Source organism: Enterobacter sp. BWH64 (assembly GCF_001037645.1).
GTDB lineage: Bacteria > Pseudomonadota > Gammaproteobacteria > Enterobacterales > Enterobacteriaceae > Enterobacter > Enterobacter hormaechei_C.
Map to the genome: position 1 here is coordinate 4,390,383 of NZ_KQ089922.1, position 11,968 is coordinate 4,402,350.

14 protein-coding genes and 1 pseudogene are annotated in these 11,968 nt (G+C 56.7%); 10 read left to right on the forward strand and 5 right to left on the reverse strand.

The window, feature by feature from the left end:
- From fecI to SK50_RS23475, 9 genes and pseudogenes are all read left to right on the forward strand, one after another.
- On the forward strand, positions 1 to 509 hold a 509-nt coding region (gene fecI, locus SK50_RS20895), incomplete at its 5' end, for an RNA polymerase sigma factor FecI (RefSeq protein ID WP_075553110.1).
- Positions 506 to 1,459 (forward strand): ferric citrate uptake sigma factor regulator FecR, encoded by a 954-nt coding sequence (gene fecR, locus SK50_RS20900; protein ID WP_004118237.1) that lies wholly within the window; start codon positions 506 to 508, stop codon positions 1,457 to 1,459. The genes fecI and fecR, both read left to right, overlap by 4 nt.
- 86 nt (positions 1,460 to 1,545) lie before the next feature.
- Complete coding sequence (gene fecA / locus SK50_RS20905; protein WP_007898891.1) at positions 1,546 to 3,870, forward strand: TonB-dependent Fe(3+) dicitrate receptor FecA; 2,325 nt, start codon at positions 1,546 to 1,548, stop codon at positions 3,868 to 3,870.
- Between the two features lie 44 nt (positions 3,871 to 3,914).
- A complete protein-coding gene (gene fecB / locus SK50_RS20910; protein ID WP_007898890.1) occupies positions 3,915 to 4,817 on the forward strand; it encodes a Fe(3+) dicitrate ABC transporter substrate-binding protein FecB in 903 nt (300 codons plus the stop codon).
- Positions 4,814 to 5,812 (forward strand): iron-dicitrate ABC transporter permease FecC, encoded by a 999-nt coding sequence (fecC, locus tag SK50_RS20915; RefSeq protein ID WP_004118243.1) that lies wholly within the window; start codon positions 4,814 to 4,816, stop codon positions 5,810 to 5,812. The genes fecB and fecC overlap by 4 nt, the downstream gene beginning before the upstream one ends.
- Positions 5,809 to 6,765 (forward strand): Fe(3+) dicitrate ABC transporter permease subunit FecD, encoded by a 957-nt coding sequence (fecD, locus tag SK50_RS20920; RefSeq protein WP_004118246.1) that lies wholly within the window; start codon positions 5,809 to 5,811, stop codon positions 6,763 to 6,765. Before fecC ends, fecD begins: the two co-directional genes overlap by 4 nt.
- On the forward strand, positions 6,766 to 7,533 hold the full coding sequence (gene fecE, locus SK50_RS20925; protein ID WP_004152282.1) for a Fe(3+) dicitrate ABC transporter ATP-binding protein FecE: 768 nt from the start codon (positions 6,766 to 6,768) through the stop codon (positions 7,531 to 7,533).
- A gap of 53 nt (positions 7,534 to 7,586) precedes the next feature.
- Positions 7,587 to 7,925, forward strand: a complete 339-nt coding sequence (gene tnpB, locus SK50_RS20930) for an IS66 family insertion sequence element accessory protein TnpB (RefSeq protein ID WP_028018554.1) — start codon at positions 7,587 to 7,589, stop codon at positions 7,923 to 7,925.
- Positions 7,926 to 7,974: 49 nt separating this feature from the next.
- Positions 7,975 to 8,233, forward strand: a pseudogene (locus tag SK50_RS23475) (IS66 family transposase); the annotation flags it as partial.
- Positions 8,234 to 8,255: 22 nt separating this feature from the next.
- On the opposite strand, the gene SK50_RS23480 reads toward SK50_RS23475, so the two are convergent.
- From SK50_RS23480 to SK50_RS20950, 4 genes are all read right to left on the reverse strand, one after another.
- Positions 8,256 to 8,534 carry an EAL domain-containing protein gene (locus SK50_RS23480; RefSeq protein WP_007898884.1) on the reverse strand — a complete coding sequence of 93 codons (279 nt, stop codon included), beginning with the start codon at positions 8,532 to 8,534 and terminating at the stop codon, positions 8,256 to 8,258.
- A gap of 113 nt (positions 8,535 to 8,647) precedes the next feature.
- Complete coding sequence (gene arsC, locus SK50_RS20940) at positions 8,648 to 9,073, reverse strand: glutaredoxin-dependent arsenate reductase (protein ID WP_007898882.1); 426 nt, start codon at positions 9,071 to 9,073, stop codon at positions 8,648 to 8,650.
- A gap of 12 nt (positions 9,074 to 9,085) precedes the next feature.
- A complete protein-coding gene (locus tag SK50_RS20945) occupies positions 9,086 to 10,375 on the reverse strand; it encodes an arsenic transporter (RefSeq protein WP_007898880.1) in 1,290 nt (429 codons plus the stop codon).
- A 44-nt stretch (positions 10,376 to 10,419) separates the two neighbouring features.
- Complete coding sequence (locus SK50_RS20950; RefSeq protein ID WP_022649397.1) at positions 10,420 to 10,740, reverse strand: transcriptional regulator; 321 nt, start codon at positions 10,738 to 10,740, stop codon at positions 10,420 to 10,422.
- Positions 10,741 to 10,825: 85 nt separating this feature from the next.
- On the opposite strand from SK50_RS20950, the gene arsH reads away from it, so the two are divergent.
- Positions 10,826 to 11,524 (forward strand): arsenical resistance protein ArsH, encoded by a 699-nt coding sequence (arsH, locus tag SK50_RS20955; RefSeq protein WP_007898876.1) that lies wholly within the window; start codon positions 10,826 to 10,828, stop codon positions 11,522 to 11,524.
- Between the two features lie 128 nt (positions 11,525 to 11,652).
- Here the strand turns inward: arsH and SK50_RS20960 are convergent, their stop codons facing one another.
- Positions 11,653 to 11,958 carry a PadR family transcriptional regulator gene (locus SK50_RS20960; protein WP_004206574.1) on the reverse strand — a complete coding sequence of 102 codons (306 nt, stop codon included), beginning with the start codon at positions 11,956 to 11,958 and terminating at the stop codon, positions 11,653 to 11,655.
- Positions 11,959 to 11,968: the final 10 nt, after the last annotated feature.

Sequence of the window (11,968 nt, forward strand, 5' to 3'; positions counted from 1 at the left end):
CCACTTCCACAGCTTCCTTAACGTTCGAGTCGCTTTATGGCACCCATCACGGCTGGTTGAAAAGTTGGCTGACGCGCAAACTCCAGTCTGCCTTTGATGCAGATGACATTGCCCAGGACACTTTTTTGCGGGTAATGAGCAGCGAAACGCTCTCGACGATCCGCGATCCTCGCTCTTTCCTGTGCACTATCGCCAAACGCGTGATGGTGGACCTGTTTCGCCGAAACGCGCTGGAAAAAGCGTATCTGGAGATGCTGGCGCTTATGCCGGAGGGGGTAGCGCCTTCACCTGAGGAACGCGAAAGCCAGCTCGAGACCCTACAACTCGTCGACAGCATGCTGGACGGGCTAAACGGAAAAACACGTGAAGCGTTTCTGCTTTCGCAACTGGATGGCCTGACATACAGCGAGATTGCGCACAAACTCGGTGTTTCCGTCAGCTCCGTGAAAAAATACGTGGCGAAAGCCGTCGAGCACTGCCTGCTGTTTCGTCTGGAGCATGGGTTATGAATCCTTCGTTAACCGATTCCCGCCGTCAGGCGCTGCGTTCAGCTTCCCACTGGTATGCCGTGCTAAGCGGCGAGCGCGTCAGCCCACAACAGGAAGCGCGCTGGCAACAGTGGTATGAACAGGATCAGGATAACCAGTGGGCCTGGCAGCAGGTTGAAAACCTGCGCAACCAGCTTGGCGGTGTGCCTGGCGACGTTGCCAGCCGGGCGCTGCACGATACCCGCCTCACCCGCCGTCACGTGATGAAAGGATTACTGCTGTTGCTCGGCGCTGGCGGAGGCTGGCAACTCTGGCAGTCGGAAACCGGCGAAGGTCTGCGGGCAGATTACCGCACCGCCAAAGGCGCAGTCAGCCGTCAGCAACTGGAAGATGGCTCCCTGCTCACGCTGAATACCCAAAGCGCGGCGGATGTGCGTTTTGATGCGCATCAGCGCACCGTCCGGCTCTGGTACGGTGAAATCGCCATTACTACCGCGAAAGATGCGCAGCAACGCCCCTTCCGCGTCCTGACCCGTCAGGGCCAACTCACCGCTTTAGGGACAGAATTTACCGTCCGCCAGCAGGATAATTTCACGCAGCTTGACGTGCAGCAGCACGCCGTGGAAGTGCTTCTCGCCAGTGCCCCCGCGCAAAAACGCATCGTGAACGCTGGTGAAAGCCTGCAGTTCAGCGCCTCTGAGTTTGGCGCAGTGAAACCGCTGGATGACGAGAGTACAAGCTGGACGAAGGGCATCCTGAGCTTCAGCGATAAACCGCTGGGTGAGGTGATAGCCACGCTAAGCCGTTACCGCAACGGCGTGCTGCGCTGCGATCCCGCCGTTGCCGGGCTGCGCCTGAGCGGGACGTTCCCGCTGAAAAATACCGATGCGATCCTGAACGTTATCGCTCAAACGCTTCCCGTTAAAATTCAGTCTATTACGCGGTACTGGATAAACATTTCACCGCTGTAAGAAAAATAATTCTCATTTCGATTGTCCTTTTTACCCTTCTCGTTCGACTCATAGCTGAACACAACAAAAATGATGATGGAGAAGGTATGACGCCGTTACGCGTTTTTCGTAAAACAACACCTTTGGTTAACGCCATTCGCCTGAGCCTGCTGCCGCTGGCCGGTCTCTCGTTTTCCGCTTTTGCTGCACAGGTTGATATCGCACCGGGATCGCTCGACAAAGCGCTCAATCAGTATGCCGCACACAGCGGAATTACCCTCTCGGTTGACGCCAGCCTGACGCGCGGCAAGCAGAGCAACGGCCTGCACGGAGATTACGACGTCGAGAGCGGCCTGCAACAACTGCTGGACGGCAGCGGACTGCAGGTAAAACCGCTGAGAAATAACAGCTGGACGCTGGAGACCGCGCCCGCGCCAAAAGAAGATGCCCTGACCGTGGTCGGCGACTGGCTGGGCGATGCGCGTGAAAACGACGTATTTGAACATGCTGGCGCGCGTGACGTGATCCGCCGTGAGGATTTCGCCAAAACCGGCGCAACCACCATGCGTGAGGTGCTTAACCGCATCCCTGGCGTCAGCGCGCCGGAAAACAACGGCACCGGCAGCCACGACCTGGCGATGAACTTTGGCATCCGGGGCCTGAACCCACGCCTCGCCAGCCGCTCGACCGTCCTGATGGACGGCATCCCCGTCCCCTTTGCCCCTTACGGTCAGCCGCAGCTTTCACTGGCTCCCGTTTCGCTCGGCAACATGGATGCCATTGACGTGGTGCGCGGTGGTGGTGCGGTGCGTTACGGACCGCAGAGCGTGGGCGGCGTGGTGAACTTTGTTACCCGCGCCATTCCGCAGGACTTTGGTATCGAGGCGGGGGTGGAAGGTCAGCTCAGCCCAACCTCTTCACAAAACAACCCGAAAGAGACGCACAACCTGATGGTGGGCGGCACAGCGGACAACGGTTTTGGCACCGCGCTGCTCTACTCCGGCACGCGCGGCAGTGACTGGCGCGAGCACAGCGCCACCCGCATCGACGACCTGATGCTGAAAAGCAAATATGCGCCGAATGAGGTGCACACCTTCAACAGCCTGCTGCAATATTACGATGGTGAAGCCGACATGCCCGGCGGCCTGTCCCGCGCGGATTACGACGCCGATCGCTGGCAATCCACCCGCCCGTATGACCGCTTCTGGGGCCGTCGCAAGCTGGCGAGCCTGGGCTACCAGTTCCAGCCGGACAGCCAGCATAAATTCAACATTCAGGGGTTCTACACCCAAACCCTGCGCAGCGGCTACCTGGAGCAAGGCAAACGCATCACCCTCTCGCCGCGTAACTACTGGGTGCGCGGTATTGAGCCACGCTACAGCCAGAGCTTTATGATCGGCCCTTCCGCGCACGAAGTGGGCGTGGGCTATCGCTATGTGAATGAATCAACGCATGAAATGCGTTACTACACCGCCACCAGCAGCGGGCAGTTGCCGTCCGGCTCAAGCCCTTACGACCGCGACACGCGTTCCGGCACCGAGGCGCACGCCTGGTATCTGGATGACAAAATCGACATCGGCAACTGGACCATCACGCCGGGTATGCGTTTCGAACATATCGAGTCATACCAGAACAACGCCATCAAAGGCACGCACGAAGAGGTGAGCTATAACGCACCGCTTCCGGCGTTGAACGTGCTCTATCACCTGACTGATAGCTGGAATCTTTATGCAAACACTGAAGGCTCGTTCGGCACCGTACAGTACAGCCAGATTGGCAAGGCTGTGCAAAGCGGCAATGTGGAACCGGAAAAAGCGCGAACCTGGGAACTCGGTACCCGCTACGATGACGGCGCGCTGACGGCGGAAATGGGGCTGTTCCTGATTAACTTTAACAATCAGTACGACTCCAACCAGACCAACGACACCGTCACTGCACGTGGCAAAACGCGCCATACCGGGCTGGAAACGCAGGCACGTTACGACCTGGGTACGCTAACGCCAACGCTTGATAACGTTTCCGTCTACGCCAGCTATGCGTATGTGAACGCGGAAATCCGCGAGAAAGGCGACACCTATGGCAATCAGGTGCCATTCTCCCCGAAACATAAAGGCACGCTGGGCGTGGACTACAAGCCGGGCAACTGGACGTTCAATCTGAACAGCGATTTCCAGTCCAGCCAGTTTGCGGATAACGCCAATACGGTGAAAGAGAGCGCCGACGGCAGTACCGGCCGCATTCCCGGCTTCATGCTCTGGGGCGCACGCGTGGCGTATGACTTTGGCCCGCAGATGGCAGATCTGAACCTGGCGTTCGGTGTGAAAAACATCTTCGACCAGGACTACTTCATCCGCTCTTATGACGACAACAACAAAGGCATCTACGCAGGCCAGCCGCGCACGCTGTATATGCAGGGGTCGTTGAAGTTCTGATGTGTTAACGCCCGGCTTGCCGGGCTTTTAGCTGGAATGTGACTATGTTGGCATTTATCCGTTTTCTTTTTGCAGGCCTGCTGCTGGTGATCGGCCACGCCTTTGCCGCCACGGTTCAGGACGAACACGGCACGTTTACACTCGATAAAACGCCACAACGGATTGTGGTGCTGGAACTCTCGTTCGCCGATGCGCTGGCCGCCGTGGACGTCAGCCCGATCGGTATTGCCGACGATAACGATGCAAAACGCATCCTGCCCGAAGTGCGTGCGCACCTGAAACCGTGGCAGTCCGTCGGAACGCGCGCGCAGCCGAGCCTGGAAGCCATTGCTGCCCTGAAACCAGACCTGATCATTGCCGACAGCAGTCGCCATGCGGGGATTTACACTGCCTTGCAGCAAATCGCGCCGGTACTGCTGCTTAAGTCCCGCAACGAAACCTACGCTGAAAATTTGCACTCAGCGGCTATCATCGGCGAAGTGGTAGGTAAAAAACGAGAGATGCAGGCGCGTCTGGAACAACATAAAGAGAAGATGGCGCAGTGGTCCAGCCAGCTTCCCACAGGGACACGCGTGGCCTTTGGCACATCACGCGAACAGCTATTCAACCTGCATACCCAGGAGACCTGGACCGGCAGCGTGCTGGCTTCTCTGGGGCTGAACGTTCCCGCTGCGATGGCGGGCGCGTCCATGCCGTCCATCGGCCTGGAGCAACTGCTGGCGGTCAATCCTGCCTGGCTGCTGGTTGCCCACTATCGCGAAGAGAGCATTGTTAAACGCTGGCAACAAGATCCGCTCTGGCAGATATTAACCGCCGCGCAGAAGCAGCAGGTTGCTTCAGTCGACAGTAACGCCTGGGCGCGGATGCGCGGTATTTTTGCCGCAGAGCGTATTGCCGCTGACACGGTAAAAATCTTCCACCATCAGCCGCTTACCGATGTGAAATGACCGCGCTAAAACACCCGGTGCTGCTGTGGGGGCTTCCCGTTGCAGTACTTATTATTATTTTCTGGCTGAGTCTGTTTTGCTACTCGGCCATTCCTGTTTCCGGAGCAGACGCAATCCGCGCCCTGCTGCCTGGACACACGCCAACGCTACCAGAAGCGCTGGTGCAAAACCTTCGTTTGCCGCGAAGCCTGGTCGCCGTTCTGATCGGCGCAAGCCTGGCGCTCGCGGGCACGCTGCTGCAAACCCTGACCCACAACCCAATGGCCTCTCCTTCACTGCTCGGCATTAACAGCGGCGCGGCGCTGGCTATGGCGCTTACCAGCGCGCTGAGTCCGACGCCGGTTGCAGGCTATTCCCTGTCGTTCATCGCGGCATGCGGGGGCGGCGTGAGCTGGCTGCTGGTCATGACCGCAGGAGGCGGGTTTCGTCATACCCAGGACAGAAACAAACTGATCCTCGCGGGTATCGCGCTGTCGGCCTTTTGTATGGCCCTGACCCGCATCACCCTGCTGCTGGCCGAAGATCATGCTTACGGCATCTTTTACTGGCTGGCAGGCGGAGTGTCCCACGCCCACTGGCAGGATGTCTGGCAGCTCTTGCCGGTGGTGGTCACTGCAGTCCCTGTCGTGTTGCTGCTGGCGAATCAACTGAACCTGCTCAACGTCAGCGACAGTACCGCCCATACGCTGGGAGTGAACCTGCCGAGACTACGTTTGATCATCAATATGTTAGTGCTGCTTCTGGTTGGCGCGTGCGTCAGTGTGGCAGGTCCGGTGGCGTTTATCGGCCTGCTGGTGCCACATCTGGCGCGCTTCTGGGCAGGCTTCGATCAGCGCAACGTACTGCCGGTGAGCATGCTGCTGGGGGCCACGCTGATGCTGATGGCAGATGTACTCGCACGCGCGCTGGCCTTCCCCGGCGATCTGCCCGCAGGCGCAGTGCTGGCGCTGATTGGCAGTCCTTGCTTTGTCTGGCTGGTGAGGAGGCGAGGATGAAAATTGCGCTGGTCATTTTCATCACCCTTGCCCTGGCAGGTTGTGCGCTGTTATCACTCCATATGGGGGTGATCCCCGTGCCGTGGCGCGCGCTGCTGACCGACTGGCAGGACGGACGCGAGCATTATTATGTATTGATGGAGTACCGACTGCCGCGCTTGCTGCTGGCACTGTTTGTCGGTGCAGCCCTCGCCGTGGCGGGCGTGCTGGTACAGGGGATTGTGCGTAACCCGCTAGCATCACCGGATATTCTCGGCATTAACCATGCCGCCAGCCTTGCCTCTGTGGGAGCACTGCTTCTTATGCCATCACTATCCGTGATGGTGCTGCCGCTGCTGGCCTTTGCGGGCGGTATGGCGGGGTTGATCTTGCTGAAGATGCTGGCAAAGACCCACCAGCCGATGAAGCTGGCGCTCACCGGCGTGGCGCTTTCCGCCTGCTGGGCGAGCCTGACGGATTACCTGATGCTCCTGCACCCGCAGGATGTAAACAGTGCCCTGCTGTGGCTGACGGGTAGCTTATGGGGGCGCGACTGGCACTTTGTGAAGATTGCCGTGCCGTTGCTCATTCTGTTTTTGCCGCTGAGCCTGCGCTTTTGTCGCGATCTCGACCTGCTGGCGCTGGGCGATGCACGAGCAGCCACGCTCGGCGTGTCGGTTCAGCGCACCCGGTTCCAGGGGCTGATGCTGGCTGTCGCGATGACAGCAACCGGCGTGGCCGTCTGTGGCCCGATAAGTTTTATTGGTCTCGTCGTGCCGCACATGGTGCGCAGGATCGCCGGCGGGCGTCACCGCTGGCTGATGCCCGTTTCGGCCCTGACGGGCGCGTTGTTGCTGGTCATTGCCGATCTGCTGGCACGAATCATTCATCCGCCGCTGGAGCTTCCGGCAGGCGTGCTGACCGCCATTATCGGCGCACCGTGGTTTGTCTGGCTGCTTGTGAGAATGCGATAAATGAGATTACGTACTGAAAATCTGACCGTCAGCTATGGCGCACAAACCGTGCTGGATGGACTTTCTCTCGCCCTGCCTGCCGGAAAAATCACGGCCCTGCTCGGCCCTAACGGTTGCGGGAAATCGACGCTGTTGAACTGTTTTTCTCGCCTGTTAACACCAGACTCTGGCGAGATATTGCTTGATGAAAAACCCATAGCCGGTTTTTCCGCCCGCCAGCTGGCTCGCCGCCTGGCTTTACTGCCGCAACACCATTTATCCCCCGAGGGGATCACTGTACGGGAACTGGTTTCCTACGGCCGCAGCCCGTGGCTGTCGTTGTGGGGGCGACTCTCCGCGGAAGACAACGAGCGGGTCAACGTGGCAATGAGTCAGACCCGGACGCGCAATCTGGCTGACCGCAGGTTAACCCAGCTTTCCGGCGGCCAGCGCCAGCGTGCGTTTCTGGCGATGGTGCTGGCACAGGATACGCCACTCATTCTTCTTGATGAGCCTACGACCTACCTCGATATCAATCATCAGGTTGAACTGATGCGCCTGATGGTTGAACTCAAAAGGCAGGGGAAAACCGTAGTGACGGTACTCCACGATCTGAATCAGGCCAGCCGCTATTGCGATCATCTGGTGGTACTGGCAAGCGGTCGCGTGATGGCGCAAGGTGCTCCGGAAGCAGTGATGAAACCAGAGCTTCTAAAGACGGTGTTCAGCGTAGAAGCGGAAATCCATCCCGAACCGGTATCTGGCAGACCCATGTGTGTGGTGAAGTAGTCTGGCGAAGTCATAAGGATCATCACAGGACAGATAAAGGAAGTGATAACCACCTGCCAACAGGCACCAAAATCTGGCTGGTTGCCGGTATCACCGACATGCGCAACGGCTTCAATGGTCTCGCCGCAAAGGTGCAGACGATGCTGAAAGATGACCCGATATCCGGCCATGTCTTCATCTTCCGGGGCCGCAGCGGCAGTAAGGTCAAACTGCTGTGGTCCACCGGCGACGGGCTGTGCCTGCTGACCAAACGGCTGGAACGCGGCCGCTTCGCCTGGCCCTCTGCCCGCGATGGCAAAGTGTTCCTGACCCCGGCGCAGCTGGCAATGCTTCTGGAAGGCATCGACTGGCGGCAGCCTAAAAGACTGCTTACGTCCCTGACCATGTTGTAGGCCTCTTTATCCTGGTTGTCGTTGAATAAGCCTGGTAAAATGCGGGCTTATGAACAACACCTCCCCCTGACGACATCCTTCTGCTGAAACAGCGCCTGTCCGAACAGGAAGCGCTGAACCGCGCCCTGCTGGAAAAGCAGGCCGACCGGGAGCGCGAAATAGACCATCTGCAGGCGCAGCTGGATAAGCTTCGCCGGATGAACTTCGGCAGTCGTTCTGAATAAATCTCCCGCCGCATCGCGCAGATAGAAGCCGACCTGAACCGGCTTCAGACAGAAAGCGATACGCTGACGGGTCGGGTTGCCGATACGGGCCGGGCCCCGTATCGTTTTAACCCTGAATATTCATCGCAGATATTGTTTCGGGTTTTCCGGTATACCAGCCCTGAACTAGGTAACCGGGGCCAAGAGAACGGACGAATTCAAACTGTCCTGGCGTTTCCACCCCTTCAAACACCAGTGGTTTGCCAGTACCACGTAACCCTTTCACCACAGAAACAAGTAGCGCTCGCTTCACCGGGTCATCAATATTGGCAATAAAAATACGGTCTATTTTTATCTCATCGAAATCCAGTACCGTCAGCCATTCAATATGGGGGCCGCTTGGCAAACGGAAAATATCCTACGTTAAGCCTGTTTCTTTAGCTGGCATTACAAAAAGCGAGCGTCTGCATGGTACAGACAGACACCCGAATACGATAAAAATGAGACGAAAAAAACAGGTTACTTAACCCGCTTCCCCGTTTCGTCAATGATCTTTTCGCCGTCCTCTTTGGTAAACGCTCCTTTCTGACCTTCAGGTAGAATATCCAGCACTATTTCTGAAGGGCGGCAAAGACGAGTGCCAAGCGGCGTAACGACTACCGGCCGATTAATCAGGATCGGATGTTGAAGCATAAAATCAATCAACTGCTCATCACTGAATTTCTCTTCATCAAGGCCCAGGTGTTCATAAGGCTCAACATTCTTACGCAGCAATGCACGCACCGTAATTCCCATATCTGAAATAAGTTTAATCAGCTCATCACGGGTCGGTGGCGTATCGAGATAATAAATAATGGTCGGTTCGTTACCGCTGTTACGGATCATCTCCAGCGTGTTGCGTGAAGTGCCGCAGGCCGGGTTGTGATAGATGGTAATGTTGCTCATATCTTTATCTCATTACAAAGTGATGGAAAGCCGCAACGCCAGCGCGGCCAGAGTGACAAACAGCACGGGCAGAGTCATGATAATGCCCGTGCGGAAGTAATAACCCCAGGTGATCGTTATATTTTTCTGGGCAAGCACATGCAGCCAAAGCAGGGTTGCCAGACTGCCAATCGGGGTGATTTTCGGGCCTAAATCGCAGCCAATCACGTTGGCATAAATCATTGCCTCTTTGACGACGCCAGTCGCCGTACTCCCGTCAATCGACAGCGCGCCAATCAGCACCGTCGGCATATTGTTCATCACCGACGACAGGAACGCGGTCAGGAAGCCGGTGCCGAACGTTGCTGCCCATAACCCCTTTTCTGCCAGCAGGTTCAGTACACCAGACAGATACTCCGTGAGCCCGGCATTGCGCAGGCCATAGACCACCAGGTACATGCCCAGCGAAAAAATCACGATCTGCCATGGCGCACTGCGCAGGACTTTCCCTGTGTTGATGCCATGACCTCTTTTCGCCACGATAAACAGTACTGCTGCGCCAGCAGCTGCTATCGCGCTGACAGGGATCCCCAGCGGCTCCAGAACGAAGAAACCGACAAGCAGCAATAACAGGACAATCCAGCCCGCCCTGAACGTTGCCGCATCCTTTATCACACTGGCAGGCGTCTTCAGCAGCGAAACGTCATACGTTGCCGGAATATCCCTGCGGAAGAAGAGATGCAGCATGATCAGCGTGGCCGCAATCGCTGCCGCATCCACGGGGATCATAACGGAGGCGTACTGCGTAAAGCCCAGATCGAAGAAGTCCGCCGAGACGATATTCACCAGGTTAGAAACAATGAGTGGCAGGCTGGCCGTATCTGCAATAAATCCTGCAGCCATGACAAAGGCCAGTGTCGTGCCCTGGCTGAACCCCAGTGCGAGCAGCATCGCAATCACAATCGGCGTCAGGATCAGCGCGGCGCCATCATTGGCGAACAAAGCAGCAACAGCGGCACCGAGCAAGACTATCCAGGTGAACAGCAGGCGGCCACGTCCGTTACCCCAGCGGGAGACGTGCAGTGCGGCCCATTCAAAGAAGCCGGACTCATCGAGCAGCAGGCTGATGATGATGACCGCAATAAATGCCGCTGTCGCGTTCCAGACGATATTCCAGACAACGGGAATATCAGAGATATGGATGACACCGGTTCCCAGCGCCAGCACAGCCCCGATACTCGCGCTCCAGCCAATACTCAGGCCTCTGGGTTGCCAGATCACCAGTACCAGCGTCAGTAAAAATATACTCCCTGCCAAAAGCATCTCAGACCCCATCATATATGATTTTGTAAATATGTTTTCCTGCCTCAGCAGGAGGTGCAGGCTGATTTGTCCAGCCATTCACGTACATCCTCGCGCAGACACTGCCAGGTCGTCGTGATTGTCTCTGCTGCCCACGCCGGAATATGGGGTGACAGACGATAGTGGATCCATTTGCCTTCCCGACGGTCAAGAACCAGATCAGCCTCGCGAAGGATAGCCATATGTCGCGAAATTTTGGGCTGCGATTCGCAGGTGGCAACGCAGATATCGCAGACGCACAATTCTCCGGACTCACGGAGAAGCATGACGATGGCTAGCCGTGTTTCATCCGACAGGATTTTGAAAAGCTGAACAGGTTGTAGCATTTTTCACTCCGTTCCCTTTAGAATACACATATGTTAGATCATATATATTAACTTTAAAATCACCTGTTCTCTCCGGAGGAGAAAAATGGAACAATTTCCAGCCCTGAATACTGACTGTTTTGATCAACATATTGCCGAACGTCTGCACCTGCAGGAGCCCCCACGGATTCTGATCCTGTATGGCTCATTAAGGGAGCGCTCCTACAGTCGCTTTGCCGCGGAGGAAGCAGGTCGCCTGCTGACGGCGATGGGCGCGGAGGTGAAATTCTTTAACCCCTCCGGTTTACCCCTGCCGGATGATGCCCCGGATACGCACCCTAAAGTCTCCGAGCTACGCGGGCTGGTCAGATGGTGTGACGGGATGGTGTGGAGCTCGCCGGAACGGCACGGGGCTATGAGCGCGGTGATGAAGGCGCAGATCGACTGGATACCGTTGAGTGAAGGCGCGGTTCGTCCTTCGCAGGGCAAGACACTTGCAGTGATGCAGGTTTGCGGCGGTTCGCAGTCCTTCAATGCCGTGAACCAGATGCGCATTCTGGGCCGCTGGATGCGGATGTTCACAATTCCCAACCAGTCCTCGGTGGCGAAAGCCTGGCAGGAATTTGATGAGAACGGAAGGATGAAGCCGTCCTCATGGTACGACCGTATCGTAGATGTCGCAGAGGAGTTGTTTAAAATTACGTTGCTGCTCAGGGGACAAACCAGCTACCTTGCAGATCGCTACAGCGAACGAAAAGAGAGTCATCAGGAACTTTCGTACCGCGTCAATCAGGAAAAAATATAACGCCTTCTGATCGTATAAATACACACCATGAGCGTTTTCACAAAGTCTCCTTCTGCCAGGCAGCGGATAATCTTACATGTGTCTGTCGTTTTCAGAAGACGGCAGACCGGACTAAAACCATAGGCATATCATTTGCCTTCAACAAGTTCACCGAACAGCTCTTTCACCCTGTTTCTGGCGTCCGTTAGCGCTATGTGCCCTTGTCCGGTGATTTCATATACTCGCCGACTTCGTCGACCGGCCTGAACATGTCGTGAGGTGAGATACCCCTTCTTTTCCATACCGTGCAGCATCGGATACAGGGTACCCGGGCTGAGTTGATAACCGTGGTGTCGCAATTCCTCAATGATGCCCAGACCAAAGACGGGTTCTTTGGCTGCATGATGCAGGATGTGCAAACGGATCATCCCGCCGTAAAGATCTTTGTCGGTCACGCCCGGAACC

Coding starts and splice junctions, on each gene's coding strand:
- fecR (WP_004118237.1), top strand. CDS start 506: ATGAATCCTTCGTTAACCGATTCCCGCCGTCAGGCGCTGCGTTCAGCT.
- fecA (WP_007898891.1), top strand. CDS start 1,546: ATGACGCCGTTACGCGTTTTTCGTAAAACAACACCTTTGGTTAACGCC.
- fecB (WP_007898890.1), top strand. CDS start 3,915: ATGTTGGCATTTATCCGTTTTCTTTTTGCAGGCCTGCTGCTGGTGATC.
- fecC (WP_004118243.1), top strand. CDS start 4,814: ATGACCGCGCTAAAACACCCGGTGCTGCTGTGGGGGCTTCCCGTTGCA.
- fecD (WP_004118246.1), top strand. CDS start 5,809: ATGAAAATTGCGCTGGTCATTTTCATCACCCTTGCCCTGGCAGGTTGT.
- fecE (WP_004152282.1), top strand. CDS start 6,766: ATGAGATTACGTACTGAAAATCTGACCGTCAGCTATGGCGCACAAACC.
- arsC (WP_007898882.1), bottom strand. CDS start 9,073: ATGAGCAACATTACCATCTATCACAACCCGGCCTGCGGCACTTCACGC.
- SK50_RS20945 (WP_007898880.1), bottom strand. CDS start 10,375: ATGCTTTTGGCAGGGAGTATATTTTTACTGACGCTGGTACTGGTGATC.
- SK50_RS20950 (WP_022649397.1), bottom strand. CDS start 10,740: ATGCTACAACCTGTTCAGCTTTTCAAAATCCTGTCGGATGAAACACGG.
- arsH (WP_007898876.1), top strand. CDS start 10,826: ATGGAACAATTTCCAGCCCTGAATACTGACTGTTTTGATCAACATATT.